This is a genomic window from Streptomyces olivaceoviridis (assembly GCF_014650115.1).
GTDB classification, from domain to species: domain Bacteria; phylum Actinomycetota; class Actinomycetes; order Streptomycetales; family Streptomycetaceae; genus Streptomyces; species Streptomyces olivaceoviridis.
Genome location: NZ_BMUI01000013.1, coordinates 33,436 through 58,896 on the forward strand (window position 1 = coordinate 33,436; position 25,461 = coordinate 58,896).

Here is a 25,461-nt window from a genome sequence, read left to right on the forward strand (position 1 = left end):
ACGTCGGCACTCCACCGACTGAGGCCGGCACTCCACCGACTGAGGCCGGCGCTCCACCGGCTGACGCCCGGCGACTCAGGGCCGCAGGCCGCTCACCAGGTCGGCGGTCGCGGTGAGCCCGCTCTGGATGGTGGGCGCCAGCCTCGTGCAGGCCAGGTAGAAACCGAGCAGCAGACAGACCAGGGCGTGGGAGATCTTCAGCGAGCAGTTTCGGATGAAGATCACGGCCAGGACCAGAAGCAGCAGCACCACAGAGATGGAAATGACCATCGGGAACCCTCCTCCGCCACGCCCCGTGTGCGGCGTTCGGCCGCAAGTGTGGCGTAGCGGAGGGTTTGTCCGGGCTGCTGACGTGTCCTCCGATCGTGTGGTGTTATGTGGAGGGGTGGGCGTCGAGGAAGGCCTCCAGGCCGGCGAGGTCGTCGGTGTTGAGGTAGTCGACCCCGGCGGCGAGCAGTTCCGACCACAGCGCGTCCCGGGCGGCGCCCGCGGTGTCGGGGGTGGCCCAGAACCGGACCTGCTGCCCGCGCGCGTGGGCGGCGCCGGTGATGCTCCGCAGTCTCTGCCGCTCGGCGTCCGGGAACGTCCCGGTGCCCGTCCAGGTGAAGTTCTGCGTCCAGTTGTCGCTGATCAGCGAGATGAGGGAGGCCGGGGCGGGGCCGCCGAGGTCGGCGAGGCGGCCGTCGTAGAAGGCGCGGCGCTCGGTCTGCGCCTCCATCGGGGTACGGGCCGCCCGGTCGCCGGAGATGACCGCGGTAACCGGGCCGGGGTGGACGCGGCCGTGCGCGTAGCGGGTGAACAGGTGCGGGTAGCGGCGCAGGTGGCGGTCGAGTTCGAGGTACGTGGCGGAGCCCTCGGTCTTGATGTCGACGAGGAGCTGGAGCGGCCGGCGCGAACCCCGGTGGACGGTGCCGTGGCTGGCCCGGACCCGGGCGGCGAGCGGTTCCAGGTAGAGGGATTCGAGGGTGCGGGACGGGTCGAGGTCGGATGCCTCGTGGCCGATGAGGAGCTGGTCGCCGACGAGGAAGATGTCGGCTTCCACGCTGCCGAACCGGTGGTCGAGGGCGTCGGACAGGGGCCGCGGGTGCTCGTAGTCGTTGTGGGCGTGAGCGTGCCACAGCGGGCGCGGGCGACGCGTCCGCTCACCGGCCGACGCGGGACCGGCGGGCAGGGCGAGCGTGCCCGCGAGGGCGGCACCGAGGGTGGTGAGAGCTCTGCGGCGGGTGGTGAGGGCCATGCACTGCCTCCCTGGGGGTGATGGGGACCGGGGAGAGTATGCGTGCACTCGCCACCGAAGGGGCCCCCTCGCACGGGGAGTTGGCGCTCTGTTCACTTCGCCGGTGCGCGGACACGAGAAAGCCCGCCCCGGGTGGGGCGGGCTTCACCGCGGGGGTGTCAGGGTGCCGGGAGGGGTGCCCGGAGGTCGACCAGCGCGGCCAGCGCCTCCCGGTGGGTGCCCGCCGTGCCGTACGCGATCGAGTCCGCCTTGGCCCGCTTGAGATACAGGTGGACCGGGTGCTCCCAGGTCATCCCGATCCCGCCGTGGAGCTGCAACGCCTCCTCGGTGACACGGACGGCGGCGGGCGCCGCGTACGCCTGCGCGACGGCGACCCGGACCTCCACGTCCTCGCCGGTGGCGAGCGCGTCGGCGGCGGCGTGGGCGGCGGCCCGCAGGTGCACGACCTCCAGCCACAACTGGGCGAGCCGGTGCTTGAGCGCCTGGAACCCGCCGACCGGCCGGTTGAACTGCTTGCGCTCCTTCAGGTACCGGACGGTCTCCGTCAACGCCCACTCGGCGACGCCCAGCTGCTCGGAGACGAGCAGTCCGGCGGCGGCGCGCAGGGCACGGCGTACGGCGGGTCCGGCGGCGCCGACCCGGCGGCCGGGAGCACCCTCCAGCCGTATGCCCGCGAGGGGGCGGGTCAGGTCCAGGGAGGCGTGCGGGGTGACCGTCACGGCGTCGGCGGCGACGGCGTACAGGCCGCCGTCGTCGGCCGGGACGAGCAGGACGTCGGCGACGGTCGCGTCCGCGATCCCCGTCAGCTCGCCGTGCAGGGTGCCGTTCTCCACGCGTACGGCCGTGAGGCCGGCGCCCGGGGCGGTGTGCAGGCCGACCGCGAGGGCGCCGATGGTGCGCCCCGAGGCCAGTTGTCCCAGCAGCTCGGCGTCGTCGCAGACGAGCAGGGCCTCGGTGGCCACGACCGCGCTGGTGAGGTACGGCACGGGAGCCACCGCCCGCCCCAGCTCCTCCAGCACGACGGCGACTTCGCGCGCGGAGGCGCCCTGGCCGCCGCGCTCCTCGGGCACCAGGAGGCCGGCCAGGCCCATGCCGTCGGCGAGCAGCTTCCACAGGGCGCGGTCGTGCGGGGTGTCCGACTCGGCGCGGGTGATCACGTCGGCCGGTGCGCAGTGGTCCGTGAGCAGGTCGCGGACGGCGGCCCGCAGCGCCTCTTCCTCCTCGGAGTACAGCAGGTCGGTCATCGGGCGAGGTCCTTCCAGGCGACGTCCTTGTCGGTGCGCGGCTCGGCGGGCAGGCCCAGGACGCGCTCGGCGACGATGTTCAGCAGGACCTCGCTGGTCCCGCCCTCGATGCTGTTGCCCTTGGAGCGCAGGTAGCGGTAGCCGGCGTCGCGGCCGGTGAAATCGACCAGCTCGGGGCGGCGCATGGTCCAGTCGTCGTACAGCAGGCCCTCCTCGCCGCGGAGTTCGACCTCCAGGCCGCTGATCTCCTGGTTGAGGCGGGCGAAGGCGAGCTTCATGCCGGAGCCCTCGGGGCCGGGCTGGCCGGCGACGAGCTGCTGGCGCAGGCGTTCGCCGGTGAACCGGGCGACCTCGGCCTCGACCCACAGCTTCAGCAGGCGCTGGTGCAGGTCGTGGGTGCGCAGTTCGGGGCGTTCCCGCCAGGTCTTGGCGACCGGGCCGATCATGCCGCCCTCGCGGGGCAGCGCCATGCCGCCGATGGCGACGCGTTCGTTGTTCAGCGTGGTCTGGGCGACCCGCCAGCCGTCGCCGACCTCGCCGAGGCGGCGGTCGTCGGGGATGCGGACCTCGGTGAGGAAGACCTCGTTGAACTCGGCCTCGCCGGTGATCTGGCGCAGCGGCCGGACCTCGACGCCCGGGTCGGTCATGTCGCAGACGAAGTAGGTGATGCCCTGGTGCTTGGGCACGTCCGGGTCGGTGCGGGCGATGAGGATGGCCCAGCGGGCCAGGTGCGCACTCGACGTCCACACCTTCTGCCCGTTGACCACCCAGCTGTCGCCCTCACGCACCGCCCGGGTGCCGAGCGCGGCGAGGTCGGAACCGGCGCCGGGCTCGCTGAACAGCTGGCACCAGACCTCCTCACCGGTCCACAGGGGGCGCAGATAGCGGCGCTTCTGCTCCTCCGTGCCGTACTTCAGGATCGTCGGCGCGGCCATGCCGAGCCCGATGCCGATGCGCCGGGGGTCGTTGTCGGGGGCTCCGGCCGCCGCCAGCTCGGCGTCCACGATCCCCTGGAGGGTGCGCGGGGCGCCCAGTCCGCCGAGGCCCTCCGGGTAGTGCACCCAGGCGAGGCCGGCGTCGAAGCGGGCCCGGAGGAAGTCCAGGCGGTCGGTGCTCGCGGGCGGGTGCTGCGCGAGCAGCTCCCGGGTACGGCGGCGCAGTTCCGCGGCGTCGGTCATGCGACGGCTCCGTTCTCCGGCACGACGGCGATCCGGCCCGTGGTCACCCCGTCGGCGACCCGCTGCACGGCACCGGCCGCCTCGGCGAGCGGCACCCGCTCGCTGACCAGCGGCTTGATCGCGCCCCGGGCGGCCAGCTCGGTCAGTTCCTCGTGGCAGCGCTGGACCAGCTTCGGGTTCTTGGTGTTGTACAGGCCCCAGTGCAGGCCGACGATCGAGTAGTTCTTCACCAGGGCGTGGTTGAGGGCCGGGCTCGGGATGGTGCCGCCGGCGAAGCCGACGACGACGATCCGGCCCTCGAAGGCGACCAGCTTGGCGGACTGGGCGTAGGCCTCGCCGCCGACGGGGTCGTAGACGACGTCGGCGCCCCGGCCGCCGGTGGCCTCCTTCACGGCGGCGACGACGTCCTCGGAACGCCGGTCGACCACTACATCACAGCCCAGCCGCCGGGCGACGGCGGCCTTGTCCGCACCGCCCACGACACCGATCACCGTGGCGCCGGCCGCCTTGCCGAGCTGCACGGCGGCACTGCCGACGCCACCGGCGGCGGCGTGTACCAGCAGGGTCTCCCCGGCTTCCAGGCGGGCCCGGCGGTGCAGGCCGAACCAGCCGGTCTGGTAGCCGATGTGCAGGGCGGCTGCCTCGGCGTCGTCCAGCGCATCGGGCGCGGGGAGCAGGGCGCGGGCGTCGGCGAGGGCGTACTCGGCGAAGCCGCCGTGGGGCAGCGCGGGGTTGGCGATCACCCGGCGGCCGTCCTCGGTCTCCCCGCAGATCTCCACGCCGGGCGTGAAGGGCAGCGGCGGACGCACCTGGTACTGGCCGCGGCACAGCAGCGCGTCCGGGAAGTTGACGTTGGCGGCGCGCACCCGCAGCAGCACCTGGCCGTCGCCGGGCGTGGGCCGCTCGACGTCATGGAGGCGCATCACCTCGCTCGGCTCGCCGTTCTCGTGCACTTGCCATGCCTGCATGCGGGGCCTCCACGGGACTGCTTCGTCTGACCGGGTCCGACGGCATACTAAGCGGTCGCTTGCCAATCAGGGAACAGTCGCGTGGGTCACGTGCGGGCGGGCCGCGCCCGTACGTGCATCCGCTCCCCCTGCGGTCCGAACAGACTCAGGAACTCCACCGGCCCCTCGCCCGTCGATCCGAACCAGTGCGGCACCCGCGTGTCGAACTCGGCCGCCTCGCCCGCGGACAGCACGACGTCGTGCTCCCCGAGGACCAGGCGGAGTCGGCCGGAGAGGACGTAGAGCCACTCGTAGCCCTCGTGGGTCCGCGGGTCGGGCTCCTGTCTGCGCCGGGGTTCGAGCACCTTGAATGCCTGGAGGCCGCCGGGCTGGCGGGTCAGCGGCCAGTGGGTGCGCCCGCCCCGGACGATCGGCTTGGACCGCACCCGCGGGTCCCCCACCGGCGGCGCCCCGACCAGCTCGTCCAGCGGCACCTGATGAGCCTGGGCGATCGGCAGCAGCAGTTCGAGGCTGGGCTTGCGCAGGCCCGACTCCAGCCGGGAGAGGGTGCTCACGGAGATGCCGGTGGCCTCGGACAGCGCGGCCAGGGTCACCTCCCGCTCCTTGCGGATGCGGCGCAGCCTCGGGCCCACGTCCGCCAGTACGTCGTCTGTGCTCATGCCCCCTATTGCAGGAACGGCAAATCCGTTTGTCAATCCCGCAGCCTCCGGGCGACCGTCGCCTCATGACCGAGAACAACGGGTACGAAGTCGTCGTCGTCGGCGCCGGAGCCGCCGGCCTGTCCGCCGCGCTGGTGCTGGGCCGGTCCCGGCGCCGCACGCTGGTCGTCGACGCTGGCGAGCCGCGCAACGCGCCGTCCGCGCACATGCAGGGGTATCTGTCCCGGGACGGCATGTCCCCGGCGGAGTTCCTGGCCGTCGGGCGCGAGGAGGTCGCCCGGTACGGGGTGGAACTGCTCCGGGACCGGGTGGTGGACGTGGCCCGTGAGGGGGACTTCGCCGCCGTCCTCGCGAGCGGCCGGACCGTGCGGGCCCGGCACCTGGTGATCGCGACCGGCCTGACGGACGAGCTCCCGCCGGTCCCCGGGCTCGCCGAGCGGTTCGGCCGGGACGTGGTCCACTGCCCGTACTGCCACGGCTGGGAGGTGCGCGACCTGCCGACCGGCGTCCTCGCCACCTCGCCGCTCAGCGTGCACCAGGCGCTCATGGTCACCCAGTGGTCCAAGGACGTACGGCTCTTCCTGCACGAGGTGGGCGAGGCGGAGCTGACGGACCAGGACCTGCGCCGGCTGGCCGCCGCCGGGGTCACGGTCGTACCCGGCGAGGTGGCGGGACTCGTGACCGCCGACGACCGCCTCACCGGCGTCCGGCTCGCGGACGGCACGGTCCACGAGCGCGAGGTCCTGTACGCCGCCCCGCGCGCCGTCCCCCACAACGACCTGCTGATCAGGCTGGGCGCCGAGCTGCGCGAGACCCCGTTCGGCAGCTACCCGGTGATCGACGAACGGGGCCTGACCACCGTGCCCGGCCTGTGGGCGGCCGGCAACGCGAGCGGCTTCGCGGAACAGGTGATCAACGCGGCGAGCCGTGGCTACCGCGCCGGGGCGGCGATCAACGGAGAGCTCCTGATGGCCGACCTGGACGACAGCGCCTCGTAAGGGGCGCGGGGCCGCGTCCGAGGTGCGGCTACCGCCGCGCGGGCGCGATCAGCCCCCGGGCACCCGCACGGGACGGAACCGCGCACCCGGCGATGCGCTGAGGCACGATGACTGCATGCTCCTGACCCGGTTGGCCCAGGTGTCCCGGGAGGTCGCCGCGACGGCGGCGCGGTCCCGGAAGATCGCGCTGCTCGCGGAGTTGTTCCGGGACGCGGAGGCGGACGACGTGCCGATCGTCATCCCGTATCTCGCCGGCCGGCTGCCGCAGGGCCGGCTCGGCGTCGGGTGGAAGGTGCTGGGCCGCCCGGTCCCGCCCGCCGCCGAGCCCTCCCTCACCGTGCGGGAGGTCGACGCCCGGCTCACCGGGCTGGGCAAGGTGTCCGGGCCCGGCTCCCAGGCCGAGCGGACCCGGATCGTCGGGGAGCTGATGGGCGCGGCCACCGAGGAGGAGCAGCGCTTCCTGCTCGGCCTGCTCACCGGCGAGGTGCGGCAGGGCGCGCTGGACGCGGTCGCGGTGGAGGGGCTGGCCCGGGCGACCGGCGCGGACCCGGCGGACGTGCGGCGGGCCGTGATGCTGGCGGGGTCGTTGCAGACGGTGGCGCAGGCCCTGCTCGGCGAGGGACCCGGCGCGCTGGAGCGGTTCCGGCTCACGGTCGGCCGGCCGGTGCTGCCGATGCTGGCGCACAGCGCGTCCTCGGTCGCGGAGGCGGTCGAGAAGCTGGGCGCGTGCGCGGTGGAGGAGAAGCTGGACGGCATCCGGGTCCAGGTCCACCGGGACGGCGACACGGTCCGGATCCACACCCGCACCCTGGACGACATCACCGGCCGACTGCCCGAAGTGACCTCCGCCGCAATGGAGTTGGGGGGCGAGCGGTTCATCCTGGACGGCGAGGTGATCTCCTTCGACGCGGCGGGCCGGCCCCGGTCCTTCCAGGAGACGGCGGGCCGGGTCGGCTCGCGCACGGACGTGGCGAGGGCGGCCGAGGAGACCCCGGTCTCCCCCGTCTTCTTCGACGCCCTCTCGGTCGACGGCCGTGACCTGCTCGACCTGCCCTTCGCCGAGCGGCACGCGGAGCTGGCCCGGCTGGTGCCGGAGCCGATGCGGGTCCGGCGCACGGTGGCCTCGGGTCCCCGGGACGTCCCGGAGGCGGAACGGTTCCTCGCCGACACCCTGGCCCGTGGCCACGAGGGCGTGGTGGTCAAGGCGCTCGACGCGCCCTACAGCGCGGGCCGGCGCGGCGCCGCCTGGCTGAAGGTCAAGCCCGTGCACACCCTCGACCTGGTGGTGCTGGCCGCCGAGTGGGGTCATGGCCGGCGCACCGGCAAGCTCTCCAACCTCCATCTCGGCGCCCGCACCCCGGACGGCGGCTTCGCCATGCTCGGCAAGACCTTCAAGGGCATGACCGACGCGGTGCTCGGCTGGCAGACCGAACGGCTGAAGGAACTGGCGGTCGAGGACAACGGCTGGGTGGTCCGGGTCCGCCCCGAACTCGTCGTGGAGATCGCCTACGACGGTCTCCAGCGCTCCACCCGCTACCCGGCCGGCGTCACCCTCCGCTTCGCCCGCGTGGTCCGCTACCGCGAGGACAAGCGTCCCGAGGAGGCCGATACCGTGGAGGCCCTGTTGGCAGCCCACCCGGAGGTCTCGCCGTGACAGTACGGACGACGAAGCGCAGCGCGGGACTGCTGTTGTTCCGGCACACCGACCAGGGGCTGGAGGTATTGCTCGGCCATATGGGCGGGCCGCTCTGGGCGAAGAAGGAGGCGGGCGCCTGGACCGTGCCGAAGGGCGAGTACGACCCGGCGGAGCCGGCCTGGGAGGCGGCCCGGCGGGAGTTCCAGGAGGAACTGGGGGTGGCGCCGCCCGACGGGGAGGCCGTACCGCTGGGCGAGGTCGTGCAGCGCAACGGCAAGATCGTCACGGCGTGGGCGGTGGCGGCGGACCTCGACCCGCGGGCGATCACCCCGGGGACCTTCACGATGGAGTGGCCGCCGCGGTCCGGGCGGACACAGGAGTTCCCGGAGCTGGACCGGGTGGCGTGGTTCGGTGTGGACCGGGCCCGTGAGGTGATCGTCACGGCGCAGGCCGCGTTTCTCGACCGGCTGGCGGAGCACTCGGGCTAGCAGGAGCCCCCTGCGGCGACCGGAGGAAACCGCCCGAGGGGCCTGTCGCGTTGCGACTTGCGGGGCCGCGCGCGAAGGTCGAGACAAGCCCGCTCCCAGGGAGGTCAGCCATGCCCATCGCGACGGTGAACCCGGCGAACGGCGAGACGCTCAAGACGTACGAGCCCATGGACGAGGACGAGCTGGAGCGCCGGCTCGAACTCGCCGAGGCCACCTTCCGCACGTACCGGACGACCTCCTTCGCCGACCGCGCCCGACTGCTGAACAAGGCCGCCGACCTGCTGGACGAGGACCAGCGGGAGATCGGCCGGATCATGACCACCGAGATGGGCAAGCCGGTCAGGCAGGCCCGCGCGGAGGCCGCGAAGTGCGCCAAGGCGATGCGCTGGTACGCGGAACGCGCCGAGGGGCTGCTGGCCGACGAGGAACCGGCCGAGTCGGACGTGACGGACTCCGGCGCCTCCCGGGTCCGGGTCCGCTACCGGCCGCTCGGCCCGGTGCTCGCGGTGATGCCCTGGAACTTCCCCCTGTGGCAGGTCGTCCGGTTCGCGGCGCCCGCGCTCATGGCGGGCAACGTGGGCCTGCTCAAGCACGCCTCCAACGTCCCGCAGACGGCGCTGTACCTGGAGGACCTGTTCCACCGGGCGGGCTTCCCCGAGGGCTGCTTCCAGACGCTGCTGATCGGCTCGGCCGCGGTGGACGACGTCCTGCGTGACGAGCGCGTGAAGGCGGCCACCCTGACCGGCAGCGAGCCGGCCGGCCGGGCGGTCGCCTCCAGCGCCGGGGAGATGATCAAGAAGACGGTGCTGGAGCTCGGCGGCAGCGACCCCTACGTCGTGATGCCCTCCGCCGACCTGGACCGCGCGGCCGAGGTCGCGGTGACCGCCCGCGTGCAGAACAACGGGCAGTCCTGCATCGCCGCCAAGCGGTTCATCGTGCACACCGACGTCTACGACGCGTTCGCCGAGAAGTTCGTCGCGGGCATGGAGGCCCTCAGGATCGGCGACCCGCTGGCCGAGGACACCGAGATCGGGCCGCTCGCCAGCGAGCAGGGCAGGAAGGACCTGGAGGAGCTCGTCGACGACGCCCGGCGGAGCGGGGCCGAGGTGCGGTGCGGCGGGCAGCGGCCGGACGGGCCCGGCTGGTACTACCCGCCGACCGTGCTCACCGGCATCACCCGGGAGATGCGCATCCACCGCGAGGAGGCGTTCGGACCGGTGGCCACGCTGTACCGGGCGGGCGACCTGGACGAGGCGGTGCTGATCGCCAACGACTCGCCGTTCGGGCTGAGTTCGAACGTGTGGACGCGGGACGAGAACGAGGTGGAGCGGTTCGCGCGCGACCTGGAGGCCGGCTCCGTGTTCGTCAACGGGATGACCGCCTCCCACCCGGCGTTCCCGTTCGGTGGAGTGAAGCGGTCGGGGTACGGGCGTGAGCTGTCCGGGCACGGAATCCGGGAGTTCTGCAACATCACCACGGTTTGGCAGGGTGCGTGAGCGCCGCGCGGCTACCATCCCGTTTGTGAACCGCGAAGTGACCCTGCCTCTGATCGTCGACGACCGCGGGACCTTGCAGGTGGCCGCGGTGGACGTGAGTAAGTTGTTGCGGACCGTGGGGGCGCGGTGGCTGCATCTTGTCGAGGCCGGGGAGCAGGGGCTGGACGAGGACACGGTCGCCGCGCTGACCATCGAACTGGCGAAGCTGGCGGACCGTATCGACGTGGCGTGCATCGCCCACAGCAGCGGGGCGCCCTGACGGCCGTACCCGCGCCTGTCGGCACGGCCGTGACCGTGCCCGTCGCCGCAGCCGTGCCCACCGCGACGGCGGCGGCTCCGTCGCGGGAGCACCGGCAGCCCCGGCGGCCCCCGGTCACCGCCCTCCCGCTGTAACGGCCGTAGCCGCGTTTTCCCTCGTCCGGAGGCATGAATCGCCCTGGGCGCCTGACCCGCGGGTCCCCGATTCGGAGTAGCCCAGCGCGAGATCGTCGTCCTCCCGGGTGACGGTGGGTGTAGCACCCCACAGAGGTGAACCCACCTTCTGGCCGGTGGGCGAAGGCCCCCGGAGAGCGGAAAGCAGGGACGGTTCATGGCGACTTTGTGCAAGCCCTCGGTGTCGGTCCCGGAACACGTGATCACGATGGAGGAGACGCTGGAGCTGGCGCGCTCGCGCCACGCGGACCACCCCCAACTGCCACTGGCCCTCAGGCTGATCGAGAACACCGGCGTCAAGACACGGCACATCGTGCAGCCCATCGAGGAGACCTTGAAGCACCCGGGCTTCGAGGATCGCAACAAGCTCTACGAGGCCGAGGCCAAGGCCCGCGTCCCCGCGGTGATCCAGCAGGCGCTGGACGACGCGGAGCTGCTCACCAGGGACATCGACGTGATCATCTACGTGTCGTGCACGGGCTTCATGATGCCCTCGCTCACGGCGTGGCTGATCAACGAGATGGACTTCGACAGCACCACCCGTCAGCTCCCCATCGCCCAGCTGGGCTGCGCGGCCGGCGGAGCGGCCATCAACCGGGCGCACGACTTCTGCTCGGCCTACCCGAACGCCAACGCGCTCATCGTGGCCTGCGAGTTCTGCTCGCTGTGCTACCAGCCCACCGACCTCGGCGTCGGCTCGCTGCTCTCCAACGGTCTGTTCGGCGACGGCATCGCCGCAGCCGTGGTGCGCGGGCAGGGCGGCACGGGCGTCCGGCTGGAGCGCAACGGCTCCTACCTGATCCCGAAGACCGAGGACTGGATCGCCTACGACGTCCGGGCCACCGGCTTCCACTTCCTGCTGGACAAGCGGGTGCCCGCGACCATGGAGCCGCTCGCCCCGGCGCTCAAGGACCTGGCCGGCGACCACGGCTGGGACGCGTCCGACCTGGACTTCTACATCATCCACGCGGGCGGTCCCCGAATACTCGACGACCTCAGCACGTTCCTTGAGGTCGACCCACACGCCTTCCGGTTCAGCCGGTCCACGCTCACCGAGTACGGCAACATCGCCAGCGCCGTCGTCCTGGACGCGCTGCGCCGGCTGTTCGACGAGGGCGGCGCTCACGACCGGGCACGCGGACTGCTCGCCGGCTTCGGTCCCGGCATCACCGCCGAGATGTCGGTGGGCCGCTGGGTCACCGCGGACGGCGGCGCCCGGTGATCGAGGAGGTGACGAGCACCGGCGTCGAGGTCATGCCCCCGATCCGGCACTGGCCGGCGCTCGACCTCACGGGCACGGACTTCGACCCGGTGCTGGCCGAGCTGATGGACGAGGGCCCGGTCACCCGCGTCCAGCTGCCCAACGGCGAGGGCTGGGCCTGGCTGGTCACCCGGTACGACGACGTGCGCATGGTGACGAACGACCCCCGCTTCGGCCGGGAGGCGGTCGTCGACAGGCCGGTCACCCGGCTCGCCCCGCACTTCATCCCCGACCGGGGCGCGGTCGGCTTCCTCGACCCGCCCGACCACACCCGGCTGCGCCGTTCGGTCGCCGCCGCCTTCACGGCGAAGGGCGTGGAACGGGTCCGCGACCGGGCGCGCGGCATGCTGGACGAGATGGTCGACGACCTGCTCGGGGCCGGCCCGCCCGCTGATCTCACGGCGACGGTCCTCGGCCCGTTCCCGATCGCGGTGATCTGCGAGCTGATGGGCGTGCCGGCCGGCGACCGGCACGGCATGCACACCTGGACGCAGCTGATCCTGTCCGCCGCGCACGGCAAGGAGGTCAGCGAGCGGGCCAAGCGGGAGATGAGCTCCTACTTCGCCGACCTGATCGGGCTGCGCGAGAACAGCGCGGGCGAGGACGTCACCTCGCTGCTCGGTGCCGCCGTGGGCCGCCGCGAGATCACCCTGGAGCAGGCCGTGGGCCTCGCCGTGCTCCTCCAGATCGGCGGCGAGGCGGTCACCGCCAACAGCGGGCAGATGTTCTACCTGCTGCTGACCCGTCCCGGTCTGACGGCGCGGCTGCGCGCGGAGCCGGCGATCCGCCCCCGGGCGATCGACGAACTCCTGCGCTACATCCCGCACCGCAACGCGGTCGGTCTGTCCCGGATCGCCCTGGAGGACGTGGAGATCGCGGGCGTCCGCATCCGCGCGGGCGATCCGGTGTACGTCTCCTACCTGGCCGCCAACCGGGACCCGGACGTCTTCCCCGCGCCGGACACCGTCGACTTCTCCCGCCGTCCGAACCCGCACGTGGCGTTCGGTTTCGGCCCGCACTACTGCCCGGGCGGCATGCTGGCCCGGCTGGAGGAGGAACTGCTGATGAACGCCCTGCTGGACCGGGTACCGGGCCTCAGACTGGCCGTACCGCCGGATCAGGTCCCCTTCCGGAAGGGCGCCTTGATCCGGGGGCCCGAGTGCCTGCCGGTGACCTGGTGAGGTTCCCATGACAGAGACCGAGGGACTGTACGTGCCACCGGGCCACGGCCGGGTCGTCGAGACACCGGCCCAGCGGGTGACCTTCAAGGTCACCGGCCTGCACTCGCGCATGGCCTCCACCTTCGAGGTGGAGGTCCCGCCCGGCTTCGACGTGGGCGCCCATGTGCACACGCGCAGCGAGGAGTTGTTCTACATCCTCGAAGGCGAACTGGACGTGCTCGCCTTCGAGCCGCGCGTGCGCACCCCCGACAACTGGCGGAAGTGGGAGTCGTCCTCGGGCAGCCGGGTGGTCCGGGCGACACCGGGCACGGTCATCGTCGTACCGCCCGGCTGCCCGCACGCGTTCGCGAATCCGACGGAGACACCGGCGAAGATGTTCTTCCAGGCCGCTCCCCCGCCGGACCACGAGCGGTATTTCGAGGAGCTGCTGGACATCCTCGGCAACGGCGGTCCGCCGGACCAGGAGGCCATCGAGGCGCTGCGGGCCAAGTACGACATCGAGCAGCTCACACCGCTCCGGCACCGGTGAGGCGCCGGTGAGCGCTAGCGGATGGGCATCCCCGACAGGGTCCGCGCGATGACCAGCCGCTGGATCTCGCTCGTGCCCTCGAAGATGGTGTAGATGGCCGCGTCCCGGTGCATCCGCTCGACCGGGTACTCACGGGTGTAGCCGTTGCCGCCGAGGATCTGGATCGCCTGGGCCGTCACCTTCTTGGCGGTCTCGCTGGCGAACAGCTTCGACATGGAGCCCTCGGCGGCGGTGAACGGCTTGCCGTTGACCGCCATCCAGGAGGCACGCCACACCAGCAGGCGGGCGGCGTCGATCTGGGTACGCATGTCCGCCAGCTGGAAGGCCACGCCCTGGTTGTCGATGATCGGGCGGCCGAACTGCTCGCGGGTCGTGGCGTAGTCGAGGGCGACCTCGTACGCGGCCCGGGCGGTGCCCACCGCCATGGCGCCGACCGCCGGGCGGGACGCCTCGAACGTGGCCATGGCCGCGTTCTTCACGCGTTCGCCGCCCTTCTTCGCCTTCTCCCGGGCCCGGGCCAGCCGCTCGTCCAGCTTCTCCTTGCCGCCGAGCAGGCAGGACCCGGGCACCCGGACGTTGTCGAGGATGACCTCGGCGGTGTGCGAGGCGCGGATGCCGTGCTTCTTGAACTTCTGTCCCTGGGAGAGTCCGGGCGTGCCCGGCGGGACGATGAAGGAGGCGTGGCCCTTGGAGCCCAGCTCCGGGTCGACGACGGCGACGACGACGTGGACGCCCGCGATGCCGCCGTTGGTCGCCCAGGTCTTCGTGCCGTTGATCACCCACTCGTCCTTGGCCTCGTCGTACACGGCCCGCGTGCGCATGGAGGCGACGTCGGAGCCGGCGTCGGGCTCGGAGGAGCAGAACGCGGCGACCTTGACGTCGTTCTGGTCGCCGTACATCTGGGGTATCCAGGTGCCGATCTGCTCCTCGGTCCCGTTGGCCAGTACGCCCACGGCGGCCAGGCCGGTGCCCACGATGGAGAGGGCGATGCCCGCGTCGCCCCAGAACAGCTCCTCCATGGCCATCGGGATGCCGAGGCCGGTGGGGTCGAAGTACTGCTGCGCGTAGAAGTCGAGGGAGTAGATGCCGACCTTCGCGGCCTCCTGGATGACCGGCCAGGGGGTCTCCTCGCGCTCGTCCCACTCCGCCGCCGCGGGGCGGATCACGTCCGCGGCGAAGCCATGGAGCCAGTCGCGTACTTCCTTCTGTTCCTCGTTCAGCTCCATGGTGAACTCGGCCATGTCCCCTCCAGCGGCGGTGGTGCGATGTTACTTGCGGTAACACGAGTCTGTTACTGATCGGTAGGAAAAGTCAACCGCCGATGACGCCTCGGCTGCCCGTTCGATGCCGGGGGCCCGGTCAGTGTTAGTTTGCGCAGGCGTCACCGAATCAGCACGGGTGGGGAGAGCACATGGACACCACGCAGCGGACCGATCAGCAGCGGTCCGCCGACCGCCGACGGCGCGAGCTGCTGGAGGCCGCCGACCGGGTGGTGCTGCGCGACGGCCCGCAGGCGTCGATGAACGCGATCGCGGCGGAAGCTGGTATCACGAAGCCGATCCTCTACCGGCACTTCGGCGACAAGGGCGGTCTTTACGCGGCCTTGGCCATGCGGCACACCGACGCGTTGCTGGCATCGCTGCGGGCGGCGCTGGACGCGCCGGTCGACCGGCGCGAGCGGGTCGAGTCCACGCTGGACACCTATCTCGCCGCGATCGAGGCGCGGCCCCAGGTGTATCGGTTCCTCATGCATCCCGCGGAGGGGAGCACGGGCGGCGACCAGGGCTTCGACGTCGGCAAGCACTCGGCTCCGCTGCTGCGGCGGATGGGCGAGGAGCTGGCCCAGGTCATCGAGGAGCGAGTGGACCTCGGACCGGAGAGCCAGCGGCTGGCGCGGGTGTGGGGGCATGGGATCGTCGGGATGATGCACGCCGCCGGGGACTGGTGGCTGGGGGAACGGCCCTGTTCCCGCGCCGAGTTGGTGCGGTCACTCGCCGATCTGCTGTGGGGCCGCCTGGCCGCGGCCGGGGACAGGGTGGGGGGCCCAGGGTTCTGAACGGCCCCCTCAGCCCTGGGTGCCCGCCCGGTGCCAGGAAGCCCTGGAGACCTGCCTCAGCAGCCTCCGCTTCCGCCACCCCGTGAGGCGGTCCGCGTACACGCGGCCCTGAAGGTGGTCGCACTCGTGTTGCAAGCATCTGGCAAAGAAGCCGGTGCCGTGCACGGTCACCGGGTCGCCGGCCACCGTGAAGCCCTCGACCACCGCGTGGTCGTAGCGCTCGGTTCCCGCCTCCAGGCCCGGCAGGGACAGGCAGCCCTCGGGACCCCGGATCACCACACCGTCCGCCTCCACCAGGCGCGGGTTCACCACATGCCCCAGGTGACGCACGTCCTCGTCATCCGGACAGTCGTACACGAACACCCGCAGACCGACCCCGATCTGATTCGCGGCCAGGCCCACCCCCTGCGCCGCGTACATCGTGGCGAACAGGTCCTCCACGAGGGCGGCGAGGTCGGGGCCGAAGTCGGTGACGTCCCGGCAGGGCTCGCGCAGTACCGCGTCGCCGAGCAGGGTGAGGGGCCGGACGCGCCCGTGGGCGCCCGGAATGGAACCGTGTCGCATGGCGGCAAGGGTACGGTTCGTATCGCTCATGCCCGCCGCTCAAGCCCTGGGCCGGGATTCGGGTATGGGAATGGATCTCGATAGGCTGAGGTTCACACCACGTTGCCGGATGGCCCCAGGCGCGGCGCGTACGCAAGGAGGATCGAGAACTGATGGCAGGCAACTCGGACCCGCTCACGCCGCGGGCCAAGCTGGCCGTGACCGCGGGCAAGGCGGTCGCTGCGGCATCGCGGGCCGCGGGGCGCGGCAGTGGATCGGTGATCGGCGGCCGGGTCGCACTGAAGCTCGACCCCGACCTGCTCGCCCGGCTCGCCCAGAACCTGGACGTCATCCTGGTGTCGGCGACCAACGGCAAGACCACGACCACCCGGCTCATCGCCGAGGCGCTGCGTGCCGCGGGCCCGGTCGTGTCGAACGCGCTCGGCGCCAACATGCCGGCCGGCATCACCTCCGCGCTGGCGGGCGGCTCGGACGCCAAGTTCGGCGTCATCGAGGTCGACGAGAAGTACCTGGCCGGTGTGGCCCGGGACACCAGCCCGAAGTGCATCGCCCTGCTGAACCTCTCCCGTGACCAGCTCGACCGCGCCGCCGAGACCCGGATGCTCGCCGAGAACTGGCGGGAGGGTCTGGCCGGCTCCAAGGCCGTCGTCGTCGCCAACTGCGACGACCCGCTGGTGGTGTGGGCCGCCTCGTCGTCCCCGAATGTGATCTGGGTCGCGGCCGGGCAGATGTGGAAGGACGACGCCTGGTCCTGCCCGTCGTGCGGTGGCGTGATGCAGCGCCCGGGTGACGACTGGTTCTGCGGTGAGTGCGGGTTCCGGCGGCCGACGCCGACCTGGGCGCTGTCCGGGGACCACGTGCTGGACCCGCACGGCTCCGCCTGGCCGATCCACCTCCAGCTGCCGGGCCGTGCCAACAAGGCGAACGCGGCCTCCTCCGCGGCCGTCGCCGCCGTCTTCGGGGTGCCGCCGCAGGTCGCCCTGGAGCGGATGTACCAGGTGCAGGCGGTGGCCGGCCGGTACGACGTCGTCCAGTTCCAGAACCGCGATCTCAGGCTGCTGCTGGCGAAGAACCCGGCCGGCTGGCTGGAGACGTTCTCCCTGATCGACCCGCCGCCCGCGCCGGTGATCCTGTCCGTGAACGCGCGCGGGGCCGACGGCACCGACACCTCCTGGCTGTGGGACGTCGACTACACCCGGCTGACCGGCCACCCGATCTTCGTCGTCGGCGACCGGAAGCTGGACCTCGCCGTCCGTCTGGAGGTCGCCAACCAGCACTTCCAGGTCTGCGACAACCTCGACCAGGCCGTGCAGATGTGCCCGCCGGGCCGGATCGAGGTCATCGCGAACTACACCGCGTTCCAGGACCTGCGCCGCCGCGTCGGCAACTGATCTTCTGATCCTCGAAGGGCGATCACCTCATGAGCGACAACCAACTGCGGCTGGTGTGGATCTACCCGGACCTGCTGAGCACCTACGGCGACCAGGGCAACGCGCTCGTCGTGGAGCGCCGGGCCCGGCAGCGCGGCCTGGACGTGGCCCGCCTCGACGTGCGCAGCGACCAGCCGATCCCGACCTCCGGTGACATCTACCTCATCGGCGGCGGCGAGGACCGTCCGCAGCGGCTCGCGGCCGAGCGGCTGCGCCGGGACGGGCATCTGCACCGGGCGGTGGAGAACGGCGCGATCGTCTTCTCGGTCTGCGCCGGCTACCAGATCCTCGGCCACGAGTTCATCAACGACCTCGGTCAGCGCGAGCCGGGCCTCGGCCTGCTCGACGTGGTCTCGGTGCGCGGCGAGGGCGAGCGGTGCGTCGGTGACGTGCTGGCCGACATCGACCCGCAGCTCGGTCTCCCCCAGCTGACCGGCTTCGAGAACCACCAGGGCGTCACCCACCTGGGCCCCACGGCCCGCCCCCTCGCCCGGGTGCAGATCGGCAAGGGCAACGGCACCGGGGACGGCACGGAGGGCGCGTACAACGGGACCGTCTTCGGTACGTACATGCACGGGCCGGTCCTCGCCCGCAACCCGCTGATCGCCGACCTGCTGCTGAAGCTGGCGCTCGACGTCAACGCGCTGCCGCCGATCGACGACCGCTGGTACGAGGCGCTCCGCAACGAGCGCATCGAGGCTGCGCAGCAGCCGGCGTAGTGACGACTGCGCAGCAGCCGGCGTAGTAACAGCTGCGCGGCAGCGCGCGTAACCGGTTCTTCAGCCGGATTCCAGTGTGGTCCGGCGGGCTCGTGGCGGGCCCGCCTGACGGCCCGTCCGCTCACATGTGCGGGCGCGTCCAGCAGGCGGACGCCCGCTACGGAGCCACCCCCTCACGCCGGTAGGGTGACCGGGAATCCGCCGGACATCGTGGTCCGGTTACCCGGCCCACGTTGAGAAGGTATTCGGGCTATGCGCATTGGTGTCCTCACGTCCGGCGGCGACTGCCCCGGCCTGAACGCCGTCATCCGGTCCGTCGTGCACCGTGCCGTCGCCGACCACGGCGACGAGGTCATCGGTTTCCGGGACGGCTGGAAGGGCCTCCTGGAATGCGACTACCTGAAGCTCGACCTGGACGCCGTGGGCGGCATCCTCGCGCGCGGCGGCACCATCCTCGGCTCCTCCCGGGTCCGCCCGGAGCATCTGCGGGACGGTGTGGAGCGGGCCAAGGGCCATGTCGCCGAACTCGGTCTGGACGCGATCATCCCGATCGGCGGTGAGGGCACGCTGAAGGCGGCCCGGCTGCTGTCGGACGGCGGGCTGCCGATCGTGGGCGTGCCCAAGACCATCGACAACGACATCGCCGTCACCGATGTCACCTTCGGTTTCGACACGGCGGTGACCGTGGCGACCGAGGCCCTGGACCGGCTGAAGACCACCGCCGAGTCCCACCAGCGCGTCCTGATCGTGGAGGTCATGGGCCGGCACACCGGCTGGATCGCGCTGCACTCCGGCATGGCGGCCGGCGCCCACGCCGTGGTCGTGCCCGAGCGGCCCTTCGACATCGACGAGTTGACGAAGAAGGTCGGCGAGCGGTTCGAGGCGGGCAAGCGGTTCGCCATAGTGGTCGCCGCTGAGGGGGCCAAGCCACGGCCCGGTTCCATGGAGTTCGACGAGGGCGGCAAGGACATCTACGGCCACGAGCGCTTCGCGGGCATCGCGCGGCAGCTGTCGGTCGAGCTGGAGCAGCGGCTCGGCAAGGAGGCCCGGCCGGTGATCCTCGGGCATGTGCAGCGGGGCGGCACGCCGACGCCGTACGACCGGGTGCTGGCGACCCGCTTCGGCTGGCACGCGGTCGAGGCCGTGCACCGGGGTGAGTTCGGCATGATGACGGCGCTGCGCGGGACCGACATCGTCATGGTGTCGCTGGCGGAGGCCGTGGAGACGCTGAAGACCGTACCGGCGGAGCGGTACGACGAGGCGGAGTGCGTTCTGTAGGGGCCTCGCCGCACCCGACCCCGGTCGAAGGGGAGGGCGGGACGAGTTCTACCCTTGGGCGGGACAGAATTCGCACACCCCCCGAAACAGGAGCCGCAGGATGGATCACAGCGGGCACGGCATGACCATGGATCTGCCGCCGTTCACGCTGGGGCGAGGGCTCGCATGGTCGGCGGACCCCTTCTTCCTCATCGCCTGCCTCGCCGGTCTGGCTCTCTACGGCTGGGGTGTCGTACGGCTGCGGCGGCGCGGGGACGCCTGGCCGGTGAGCCGTACCGTCTCGTACGTCGTCGGCGTGCTCACCATCGCGCTGGTGATGTGCACCAGGCTGAACGACTACGGCATGGTCATGTTCAGCGTGCACATGGTGCAGCACATGGTGATCAGCATGCTGTCGCCGATCCTGATCCTGCTCGGCGCCCCGGTCACCCTGGCGCTGCGCGCGCTGCCGGCTGCCGGCAAGGGCCGCAAGGGCCCGCGTGAGCTGCTGCTGATGCTGCTGCACAGCCGGTACATGCGGATCATCACCCACCCGGCGTTCACCATCCCGCTGTTCATCGCGAGCCTGTACGCCCTCTACTTCACCCCGCTGTTCGACTTCCTGATGGGCTCGAAGACCGGGCACGTCGCGATGATGGTGCACTTCCTCGCGGTCGGTGTCGTGTTCTTCTGGCCGATCATCGGTGTCGACCCGGGCCCGCACCGGCCGGGCCATCTGATGCGGATGCTGGAACTGTTCGCGGGCATGCCGTTCCACGCGTTCTTCGGTATCGCGCTGATGATGGCGTCGACGCCGATGGTGGAGACCTTCGAGCACCCGCCCGCCTCCCTGGGCATCGACGCGCTGTCCGACCAGAGCGCCGCGGGCGGCATCGCCTGGGCGTTCAGCGAGATCCCGTCGGTGCTGGTCCTGATCGCGCTGCTGTTCCAGTGGTACCGCTCCGAACAGCGGCAGGCCAAGCGCAAGGACCGGGCCGCCGACCGGGACGGCGACAAGGAGCTGGCGGCGTACAACGCCTACCTGGCCTCGCTGAACGCGCGCGAGGGCTAGCGCACCGGGCCCCGGGGCCGGCCGCGGCTGTCCCCTCCGGGCCCGAACCGGGGCACCATGGTCGTGGACGGACCATGAGGAGGGTGTCGCGATGCCCGGTTCCACGAACGGTTCCACGAACGGTTCCACCAAGACGATGGGGGCGCTCACGGTCGGCGGGCTGGTCGTCGTGACCGCCTACACGGTCGCGCTCGGCGGCAACGGCTGGCTGTGGTTCGGATGGGTGGTGCTGGGGCTGCTGACGCTCGCCCTGGTGGTCACCCAGTCGTGAGCCGCGCGGGGCGGGCGGGGCTGGCTACAGTGCCCGCATGAACAGCAGGACGCCCTCGTTCGACGAGCTGGACCGCCAGATCATCACCGCGCTCATGACGAACGCCCGGACCAGCTTCGCCGAGATCGGAGCCGCGATCGGGCTGTCCGCCACCGCGGTCAAGCGGCGGGTGGACCGGCTGCGGGAGACCGGGGTGATCACCGGGTTCACGGCGACGGTCAAGCCGTCCGCGCTGGGCTGGCGCACGGAGGCGTACGTCGAGGTGTACTGCGAGGGCGCGGCCCCGCCCCGGCGGCTGGCGGAGGTCGTCCGCAACCATCCGGAGATCGCGGCGGCCATGACGGTGACCGGTGGCGCCGACGCGCTGCTGCACGTGCGCGCCCGGGACGTGGAGCACTTCGAGGAGGTGCTGGAGCGGATCCGCGCCGAGCCGTTCATCCGGAAGACGATCAGCGTGATGGTGCTGTCCCATCTGCTCCCGGAAAGCCCGGAAGCGGGCGCCACCCACGCGGCCCCCGAGTGACCGGACCGGCGCGCAGGAGTCGTGCGTGACGCCCGGCAACAACGCAGCGATCCTGCCTGTCTGCGCAGCTTTTCTCGCTTGTCGCCCGTCTTCCTCCCTTCCTACCGTGGTGTCACCCCTCAGTGACACACAGGAAAGCGGAGGGAACCCTCTGTGACCGACAGTCGTGTGCCGCGTTCCCGGCGGTTTCTGGTCTGTGAACCCAGACACTTCGCCGTCCAGTACGCGATCAATCCCTGGATGCACCCCGACAAGCCCGTCGACGTGGACCTGGCCCAGGAGCAGTGGCAGCAGCTGATCCGCGCCTACCGGACCCGCGGCCACACCGTGGACTCCGTCGAGCCGGTCCCCGGCCTGCCGGACATGGTGTTCGCCGCCAACGCGGCGTTCGTCGTCGGCGGCCGGGTCTTCGGCTCCCTGTTCCACGCCCCGGAGCGGCGCCCCGAGTCGGTGCACTACGACACCTGGTTCAAGGCCGCCGGCTACGACGTCCACCGGCCCGAGTCGGTGACCGAGGGCGAGGGCGACCTGGTGTGGACGGGCCGGTACGTGCTCGCCGGCACCGGGTTCCGCACGACGCGTGAGGCGCACCGGGAGGCGCAGGAGTTCCTCGGCCACCCGGTGATCGGCCTGACCCTGGTCGACCCGTACTTCTACCACCTGGACACGGCGCTGTTCGTCCTCGACGACGACAACATCTGCTACTACCCGGAGGCCTTCTCGCCGGGCAGCCGGGAGGTTCTCAAGCGCCTGTACCCGAACGCGGTGCTCGCCACCCGCGAGGACGCGGTGGCGTTCGGCCTGAACTCCGTCTCCGACGGCCGGAACGTCTTCATCGCGCCACAGGCGGAAGCGCTCGCCGAACGCCTGACCGGCCACGGCTATGTCCCCGTCCCCGTCGACCTCTCCGAGTTCCACAAGGCCGGCGGCGGCATCAAGTGCTGCACCCAGGAGATCCGCTGATGACCGCACCCGCGCGCACCCGTACGTCCGACGACCTGATCCGCGCGGAGGAGCCGGTTCTCGCGCACAACTACCACCCGCTGCCCGTGGTGGTGGCCCGCGCCGAGGGCACCTGGGTGGAGGACGTCGAGGGCAACCGCTACCTCGACATGCTGGCCGGCTACTCGGCCCTCAACTTCGGCCACCGGCACCCGGCGCTCGTCGAGGCGGCGCACCGCCAGCTCGACCGGCTCACCCTCACCTCCCGCGCGTTCCACAACGACCGGCTGGCCTCCTTCGCCGAGCGGCTCGCGGAGCTGACCGGCCTGGACATGGTGCTGCCGATGAACACCGGCGCGGAGGCGGTGGAGAGCGGCATCAAGGTGGCCCGCAAGTGGGCGTACGACGTGAAGGGCGTCCCGGCCGGACAGGCGACGATCGTGGTCGCGGCGGAGAACTTCCACGGCCGTACGACGACCATCGTCAGCTTCTCCACGGACGAGACGGCCCGGTCCGGCTTCGGCCCGTTCACGCCCGGTTTCCGGATCGTGCCGTACAACGACCTCGCCGCGCTGGAGGCGGCGGTCGACGACACCACGGCGGCGGTACTGATCGAGCCGATCCAGGGCGAGGCCGGGGTGATCATCCCGGACGACGGCTATCTCACCGGGGTGCGGGAGCTGACCCGCCGCACGGGCTGCCTGTTCATCGCGGACGAGATCCAGTCGGGCCTCGGCCGGACGGGCCGTACCCTCGCCGTCGAGCACGAGGACGTCGTCCCGGACGTGCTGCTGCTCGGCAAGGCGCTCGGCGGCGGCATCGTGCCGGTGTCGGCGGTGGTGGGCCGGCGCGAGGTGCTGGGGGTGCTGCACCCCGGTGAGCACGGTTCGACGTTCGGCGGCAATCCGCTCGCCGCGGCGGTCGGCACGGCCGTGGTCGAGTTGCTGGAGACCGGTGAGTTCCAGCGCCGGGCGGCCGAGCTGGGCGTGGTGCTGCGGGACGGGCTGACCGAGCTGACCGGCAAGGGCGTGACCGGTTTCCGGGTGCGTGGGCTGTGGGCCGGCGTGGACGTCGACCCCGCCCTCGGCACCGGCCGCGAGATCAGCGAGCGCCTGATGCGCGAGGGGATCCTGGTCAAGGACACCCACGGGTCCACGATCCGGCTCGCGCCGCCGCTGACGATCACGGCGGAGGAGCTGCGGTCGGCGCTGGGGGCCCTGGAGAAGGTGCTGGCCTGAGGCACGGGCGGGGGCCGGTGACGGCACCGGTCCCCGCCCGCCGCGCCGTCAGTCCGTGCCGAGGAGCCGCTTCATCTCCTTGATCTCGGCGTTCTGCGCGGTGACGATGGCGTCCGCCATGGTCCTGGCGGGGCCGTACTGGCCCTTCTCCTTCTCGGTGGTGGCCATCTCGACGGCGCCCTCGTGGTGGCCGACCATCATCGACAGGAACTTGGTGTCGAAGTCCTTGCCGGTGGCCTTCTCCAGGGCCGTCATGTCGGCCTCACTCATCATCCCGAACATTCCGGACATCCCGGAGTGGGCGGAGTGGTCCATGCCGGCCATGGGGACCTGCTCGCCCCAGGACGTCAGCCAGCCGGTCATGGTGCGGATCTCCGGGTCCTGTGCCTTCTCGATGCGCGAGGCGAGGTCCTTCACCCGCGCGGAGGAGGCCCGGTCGTCGGCGAGCTTCGCCATCTCCAGGGCCTGCTGGTGGTGCGGGATCATGCCCTGCGCGAAGGAGACGTCCTGGGCGTTGTGCGCGGTGGCCGACGCGCTCGGAGTGGCCGTCGCGCTCGCGGCGGCGGAGGAGCCGTGTCCGGTGCCGCCGCCGGCGCTGTCGTTGTCGCCGCCGCAGGCGGCCAGGACGAGGGCTCCGGTCACGGCGACCGCGGCGAGGGCGGCACGGCGCGTCAGGGTACGGATGGTCATGCGGTGAACTCCTGCTGTTCTGAAGGGATTTCGGGCACGCGTGAACACGACCGCGGCACCTGCGCCGTGGCAGGGCGGCGGCCGGGGGCGGCTCTAGATCCGCAGGAGTTGGAGTTCCGTCAGGTCGGGCGGGGCACGGGCGCCGTCCGGCGCGGTGGCCGGACCGGGGCGCGGGCAGGCGGCCGGTGCGACGACGGCCGCCGGGTCGGGGGCCGGCACGGGCAGCTGGGGGCCGCCGTCCAGCGCGCCCGAGGCACAGCTCGGGTCGGCGTGGTGCAGCCGGTGGCCGCCGCAGTGACCGGCGGCGTCCGGGCAGTCGTCCGGCGCGCTGACGGCGACCGCGCCGTGCGCGGCCCGGGCGGGCCCGGAGACTCCGGCGTGCGCCATGCCCCCGCCGGGCGCCAGCGCGTGCATCCCGAGCAGTCCGGCCAGCAGGGCGAGCACGAGCAGCCCGCGGTGCCGCCGCTGGGGCGGTCGCGGGGCGCGTGCTCGGGTGCCGGTCATCGGGAACATCGTACGAGGGCCGGATGCGGCCGGCGTGCGGGGGCACGCCGGTCGCGGCCGGTCCGCCGAGGTGGCCTCGGCCGGGAAGCCTGTCGCTCCGGCGCGCGAGGCCCCGTGGCCGTGGCGCTCCCGGTGCCCTCCGGCCGGAGGGTGCCCAGCGGAGGGTGCCGGCCAGGGTCGCCGACATCAGCTTCACCGCCTCGCTCGGGGAGGGCCGGGGCATGAGGGTGTCGATGATCCGGTAGCGGTCGTCCAGGGGGAACAACACCGTCTGAACCGCTTCCACGCACAGGTTGGAGTCGGACCGGACGAAGCGGAGGAAGAGCGAGGCGACCAGTTCACCGCCCCAACCCGTGGAGTGCACGGCCAGATAGGGGCGGGCGCCTTCCTCGGGCGCGCGCTTCAGCTGGTCGATCTGGTCCTGGCCCACCCGTGGGACGGGCCTGCCGAGGGGGTCGGCGAGGAACCGAGGATCCGTCAGGGACCATGTGTCGAGAGGGCCCCATAGCCGACGAAGGGCGAATATCCGCTGTACACGGTGGTGTTTCCGCCGGCGTACGCGCTGATCTGACTGAGCCGAGCCGCGATGTCGGCGTTGCGCGGCGGGGGCGCCGCCGCCGGGTCGAACCGGTTCGGGCGCAGACTCTGGAGGTGGTCGCCGTATCGGGTCGACAATTCGAAGGCCAGTACGATGACCCAGGCCAGGAACAGCACCAGCATGGTCACCCCGATGTCGTGAGCCCATAAGAAGAAGAGCACGGCGAGCACGCACGGTGGCGTGAGCAGGAGGTCCCGCTGGTGACGGCGCGCGTTGGCCGCGTAGGCGTGGCGGAGCACCACGGGCACATCGCATGCCGGGGCGGCCCCCACCCCCAGGTGGGGTTCCGC

28 protein-coding genes and 1 pseudogene are annotated in these 25,461 nt (G+C 72.0%); 17 read left to right on the top strand and 12 right to left on the bottom strand.

Annotation, left to right across the window (positions count from 1 at the left end):
- Positions 1–75: 75 nt before the first annotated feature.
- The 6 genes from IE273_RS23900 to IE273_RS23925 all read right to left on the bottom strand — a co-directional run bounded on the left by IE273_RS23900 (position 76) and on the right by IE273_RS23925 (position 5,286).
- Entirely contained in the window at positions 76–270 is a 195-nt protein-coding gene (locus IE273_RS23900) for a hypothetical protein (protein ID WP_189817225.1), read from the bottom strand.
- A 103-nt stretch (positions 271–373) separates the two neighbouring features.
- Positions 374–1,237, bottom strand: coding sequence for a phosphatidylinositol-specific phospholipase C/glycerophosphodiester phosphodiesterase family protein (locus tag IE273_RS23905; protein ID WP_189817226.1), 864 nt, complete (start codon positions 1,235–1,237; stop codon positions 374–376).
- 158 nt (positions 1,238–1,395) lie between these two features.
- The gene (locus tag IE273_RS23910; RefSeq protein ID WP_189817227.1) at positions 1,396–2,481 is read right to left on the bottom strand and encodes an acyl-CoA dehydrogenase family protein; all 1,086 of its coding nucleotides are present in this window, start codon (positions 2,479–2,481) and stop codon (positions 1,396–1,398) included.
- Entirely contained in the window at positions 2,478–3,659 is a 1,182-nt protein-coding gene (locus IE273_RS23915) for an acyl-CoA dehydrogenase family protein (protein ID WP_189817228.1), read from the bottom strand. The genes IE273_RS23910 and IE273_RS23915 overlap by 4 nt, the downstream gene beginning before the upstream one ends.
- On the bottom strand, positions 3,656–4,627 hold the full coding sequence (locus IE273_RS23920) for an NADPH:quinone oxidoreductase family protein (RefSeq protein WP_189817229.1): 972 nt from the start codon (positions 4,625–4,627) through the stop codon (positions 3,656–3,658). Before IE273_RS23920 ends, IE273_RS23915 begins: the two co-directional genes overlap by 4 nt.
- A gap of 86 nt (positions 4,628–4,713) precedes the next feature.
- A complete protein-coding gene (locus IE273_RS23925) occupies positions 4,714–5,286 on the bottom strand; it encodes a helix-turn-helix domain-containing protein (protein WP_171158641.1) in 573 nt (190 codons plus the stop codon).
- A gap of 65 nt (positions 5,287–5,351) precedes the next feature.
- Between IE273_RS23925 and IE273_RS23930 the strand changes: the two genes are divergently transcribed.
- The 8 genes from IE273_RS23930 (at position 5,352) to IE273_RS23965 (ending at position 13,307) form a co-directional block, all read left to right on the top strand.
- On the top strand, positions 5,352–6,284 hold the full coding sequence (locus IE273_RS23930; protein WP_189817230.1) for an NAD(P)/FAD-dependent oxidoreductase: 933 nt from the start codon (positions 5,352–5,354) through the stop codon (positions 6,282–6,284).
- 115 nt (positions 6,285–6,399) lie between these two features.
- Positions 6,400–7,938: an ATP-dependent DNA ligase gene (locus IE273_RS23935; RefSeq protein WP_189817231.1), complete on the top strand. Its 1,539-nt coding sequence runs from the start codon at positions 6,400–6,402 to the stop codon at positions 7,936–7,938.
- The gene (locus IE273_RS23940) at positions 7,935–8,408 is read left to right on the top strand and encodes an NUDIX hydrolase (RefSeq protein WP_189817232.1); all 474 of its coding nucleotides are present in this window, start codon (positions 7,935–7,937) and stop codon (positions 8,406–8,408) included. The genes IE273_RS23935 and IE273_RS23940 overlap by 4 nt, the downstream gene beginning before the upstream one ends.
- A 110-nt stretch (positions 8,409–8,518) precedes the next feature.
- Positions 8,519–9,904 (top strand): NADP-dependent succinic semialdehyde dehydrogenase, encoded by a 1,386-nt coding sequence (locus IE273_RS23945; protein ID WP_189817233.1) that lies wholly within the window; start codon positions 8,519–8,521, stop codon positions 9,902–9,904.
- A 25-nt stretch (positions 9,905–9,929) separates the two neighbouring features.
- Positions 9,930–10,163, top strand: coding sequence for a DUF6213 family protein (locus IE273_RS23950; RefSeq protein ID WP_030655224.1), 234 nt, complete (start codon positions 9,930–9,932; stop codon positions 10,161–10,163).
- Between the two features lie 330 nt (positions 10,164–10,493).
- Entirely contained in the window at positions 10,494–11,558 is a 1,065-nt protein-coding gene (locus IE273_RS23955) for a type III polyketide synthase (RefSeq protein ID WP_189817234.1), read from the top strand.
- A gap of 32 nt (positions 11,559–11,590) precedes the next feature.
- Positions 11,591–12,778, top strand: coding sequence for a cytochrome P450 (locus tag IE273_RS23960; protein WP_189817386.1), 1,188 nt, complete (start codon positions 11,591–11,593; stop codon positions 12,776–12,778).
- A 7-nt stretch (positions 12,779–12,785) separates the two neighbouring features.
- On the top strand, positions 12,786–13,307 hold the full coding sequence (locus IE273_RS23965) for a cupin domain-containing protein (RefSeq protein ID WP_014671261.1): 522 nt from the start codon (positions 12,786–12,788) through the stop codon (positions 13,305–13,307).
- Positions 13,308–13,321: 14 nt separating this feature from the next.
- Here IE273_RS23965 and IE273_RS23970 read toward each other — a convergent pair whose 3' ends face one another.
- Complete coding sequence (locus IE273_RS23970; protein WP_189817235.1) at positions 13,322–14,548, bottom strand: acyl-CoA dehydrogenase family protein; 1,227 nt, start codon at positions 14,546–14,548, stop codon at positions 13,322–13,324.
- 170 nt (positions 14,549–14,718) lie between these two features.
- Between IE273_RS23970 and IE273_RS23975 the strand changes: the two genes are divergently transcribed.
- The gene (locus tag IE273_RS23975; RefSeq protein ID WP_189817236.1) at positions 14,719–15,363 is read left to right on the top strand and encodes a TetR/AcrR family transcriptional regulator; all 645 of its coding nucleotides are present in this window, start codon (positions 14,719–14,721) and stop codon (positions 15,361–15,363) included.
- Between the two features lie 9 nt (positions 15,364–15,372).
- On the opposite strand, the gene def is transcribed toward IE273_RS23975, so the two are convergent.
- The gene (gene def / locus IE273_RS23980; protein WP_189817237.1) at positions 15,373–15,927 is read right to left on the bottom strand and encodes a peptide deformylase; all 555 of its coding nucleotides are present in this window, start codon (positions 15,925–15,927) and stop codon (positions 15,373–15,375) included.
- A 152-nt stretch (positions 15,928–16,079) separates the two neighbouring features.
- Between def and IE273_RS23985 the strand changes: the two genes are divergently transcribed.
- The 8 genes from IE273_RS23985 (at position 16,080) to rocD (ending at position 23,379) form a co-directional block, all read left to right on the top strand.
- Entirely contained in the window at positions 16,080–17,318 is a 1,239-nt protein-coding gene (locus tag IE273_RS23985) for a MurT ligase domain-containing protein (RefSeq protein ID WP_189817238.1), read from the top strand.
- Between the two features lie 29 nt (positions 17,319–17,347).
- A complete protein-coding gene (locus IE273_RS23990; RefSeq protein ID WP_189817239.1) occupies positions 17,348–18,076 on the top strand; it encodes a type 1 glutamine amidotransferase in 729 nt (242 codons plus the stop codon).
- A 252-nt stretch (positions 18,077–18,328) separates the two neighbouring features.
- Positions 18,329–19,354 (top strand): 6-phosphofructokinase, encoded by a 1,026-nt coding sequence (locus IE273_RS23995; RefSeq protein ID WP_014671267.1) that lies wholly within the window; start codon positions 18,329–18,331, stop codon positions 19,352–19,354.
- Between the two features lie 100 nt (positions 19,355–19,454).
- Positions 19,455–20,405: a cytochrome c oxidase assembly protein gene (locus IE273_RS24000; RefSeq protein ID WP_189817240.1), complete on the top strand. Its 951-nt coding sequence runs from the start codon at positions 19,455–19,457 to the stop codon at positions 20,403–20,405.
- A 91-nt stretch (positions 20,406–20,496) separates the two neighbouring features.
- Entirely contained in the window at positions 20,497–20,676 is a 180-nt protein-coding gene (locus tag IE273_RS24005) for a hypothetical protein (RefSeq protein WP_189817241.1), read from the top strand.
- A gap of 37 nt (positions 20,677–20,713) precedes the next feature.
- Positions 20,714–21,199 (top strand): Lrp/AsnC family transcriptional regulator, encoded by a 486-nt coding sequence (locus tag IE273_RS24010; RefSeq protein ID WP_189817242.1) that lies wholly within the window; start codon positions 20,714–20,716, stop codon positions 21,197–21,199.
- A gap of 153 nt (positions 21,200–21,352) precedes the next feature.
- Entirely contained in the window at positions 21,353–22,162 is an 810-nt protein-coding gene (gene ddaH, locus IE273_RS24015; protein ID WP_189817243.1) for a dimethylargininase, read from the top strand.
- Complete coding sequence (gene rocD, locus IE273_RS24020) at positions 22,162–23,379, top strand: ornithine--oxo-acid transaminase (RefSeq protein WP_189817244.1); 1,218 nt, start codon at positions 22,162–22,164, stop codon at positions 23,377–23,379. The genes ddaH and rocD overlap by 1 nt, the downstream gene beginning before the upstream one ends.
- 48 nt (positions 23,380–23,427) lie before the next feature.
- Here the strand turns inward: rocD and IE273_RS24025 are convergent, their stop codons facing one another.
- The 4 genes and pseudogenes from IE273_RS24025 to IE273_RS43710 form a co-directional block, all read right to left on the bottom strand.
- Positions 23,428–24,069: a DUF305 domain-containing protein gene (locus tag IE273_RS24025; protein ID WP_189817245.1), complete on the bottom strand. Its 642-nt coding sequence runs from the start codon at positions 24,067–24,069 to the stop codon at positions 23,428–23,430.
- A gap of 93 nt (positions 24,070–24,162) precedes the next feature.
- A complete protein-coding gene (locus IE273_RS24030) occupies positions 24,163–24,573 on the bottom strand; it encodes a DUF6153 family protein (RefSeq protein WP_189817246.1) in 411 nt (136 codons plus the stop codon).
- Between the two features lie 160 nt (positions 24,574–24,733).
- A pseudogene (locus IE273_RS45540) lies at positions 24,734–25,099 on the bottom strand (AbeC-like domain-containing protein); the annotation flags it as partial.
- On the bottom strand, positions 25,051–25,413 hold the full coding sequence (locus tag IE273_RS43710; protein WP_229887457.1) for a hypothetical protein: 363 nt from the start codon (positions 25,411–25,413) through the stop codon (positions 25,051–25,053). The pseudogene IE273_RS45540 and the gene IE273_RS43710, both read right to left, overlap by 49 nt.
- Positions 25,414–25,461: the final 48 nt, after the last annotated feature.

Excerpts from the sequence above, each read along its gene's own strand:
- IE273_RS23925 (WP_171158641.1), bottom strand. The coding sequence starts at position 5,286 with ATGAGCACAGACGACGTACTGGCGGACGTGGGCCCGAGGCTGCGCCGC.
- IE273_RS24000 (WP_189817240.1), top strand. The coding sequence starts at position 19,455 with ATGGATCACAGCGGGCACGGCATGACCATGGATCTGCCGCCGTTCACG.
- IE273_RS23910 (WP_189817227.1), bottom strand. The coding sequence starts at position 2,481 with ATGACCGACCTGCTGTACTCCGAGGAGGAAGAGGCGCTGCGGGCCGCC.
- IE273_RS23945 (WP_189817233.1), top strand. The coding sequence starts at position 8,519 with ATGCCCATCGCGACGGTGAACCCGGCGAACGGCGAGACGCTCAAGACG.
- IE273_RS23985 (WP_189817238.1), top strand. The coding sequence starts at position 16,080 with ATGGCAGGCAACTCGGACCCGCTCACGCCGCGGGCCAAGCTGGCCGTG.
- def (WP_189817237.1), bottom strand. The coding sequence starts at position 15,927 with ATGCGACACGGTTCCATTCCGGGCGCCCACGGGCGCGTCCGGCCCCTC.
- IE273_RS24030 (WP_189817246.1), bottom strand. The coding sequence starts at position 24,573 with ATGACCGGCACCCGAGCACGCGCCCCGCGACCGCCCCAGCGGCGGCAC.
- IE273_RS23960 (WP_189817386.1), top strand. The coding sequence starts at position 11,591 with ATGCCCCCGATCCGGCACTGGCCGGCGCTCGACCTCACGGGCACGGAC.
- IE273_RS23995 (WP_014671267.1), top strand. The coding sequence starts at position 18,329 with ATGCGCATTGGTGTCCTCACGTCCGGCGGCGACTGCCCCGGCCTGAAC.
- IE273_RS23955 (WP_189817234.1), top strand. The coding sequence starts at position 10,494 with ATGGCGACTTTGTGCAAGCCCTCGGTGTCGGTCCCGGAACACGTGATC.
- IE273_RS23990 (WP_189817239.1), top strand. The coding sequence starts at position 17,348 with ATGAGCGACAACCAACTGCGGCTGGTGTGGATCTACCCGGACCTGCTG.
- IE273_RS23915 (WP_189817228.1), bottom strand. The coding sequence starts at position 3,659 with ATGACCGACGCCGCGGAACTGCGCCGCCGTACCCGGGAGCTGCTCGCG.
- IE273_RS23900 (WP_189817225.1), bottom strand. The coding sequence starts at position 270 with ATGGTCATTTCCATCTCTGTGGTGCTGCTGCTTCTGGTCCTGGCCGTG.
- IE273_RS24005 (WP_189817241.1), top strand. The coding sequence starts at position 20,497 with ATGCCCGGTTCCACGAACGGTTCCACGAACGGTTCCACCAAGACGATG.
- IE273_RS24010 (WP_189817242.1), top strand. The coding sequence starts at position 20,714 with ATGAACAGCAGGACGCCCTCGTTCGACGAGCTGGACCGCCAGATCATC.
- rocD (WP_189817244.1), top strand. The coding sequence starts at position 22,162 with ATGACCGCACCCGCGCGCACCCGTACGTCCGACGACCTGATCCGCGCG.
- IE273_RS23930 (WP_189817230.1), top strand. The coding sequence starts at position 5,352 with ATGACCGAGAACAACGGGTACGAAGTCGTCGTCGTCGGCGCCGGAGCC.
- IE273_RS23935 (WP_189817231.1), top strand. The coding sequence starts at position 6,400 with ATGCTCCTGACCCGGTTGGCCCAGGTGTCCCGGGAGGTCGCCGCGACG.
- IE273_RS23905 (WP_189817226.1), bottom strand. The coding sequence starts at position 1,237 with ATGGCCCTCACCACCCGCCGCAGAGCTCTCACCACCCTCGGTGCCGCC.
- IE273_RS23975 (WP_189817236.1), top strand. The coding sequence starts at position 14,719 with ATGGACACCACGCAGCGGACCGATCAGCAGCGGTCCGCCGACCGCCGA.
- IE273_RS23965 (WP_014671261.1), top strand. The coding sequence starts at position 12,786 with ATGACAGAGACCGAGGGACTGTACGTGCCACCGGGCCACGGCCGGGTC.
- IE273_RS23920 (WP_189817229.1), bottom strand. The coding sequence starts at position 4,627 with ATGCAGGCATGGCAAGTGCACGAGAACGGCGAGCCGAGCGAGGTGATG.
- IE273_RS23970 (WP_189817235.1), bottom strand. The coding sequence starts at position 14,548 with ATGGCCGAGTTCACCATGGAGCTGAACGAGGAACAGAAGGAAGTACGC.
- IE273_RS24025 (WP_189817245.1), bottom strand. The coding sequence starts at position 24,069 with ATGACCATCCGTACCCTGACGCGCCGTGCCGCCCTCGCCGCGGTCGCC.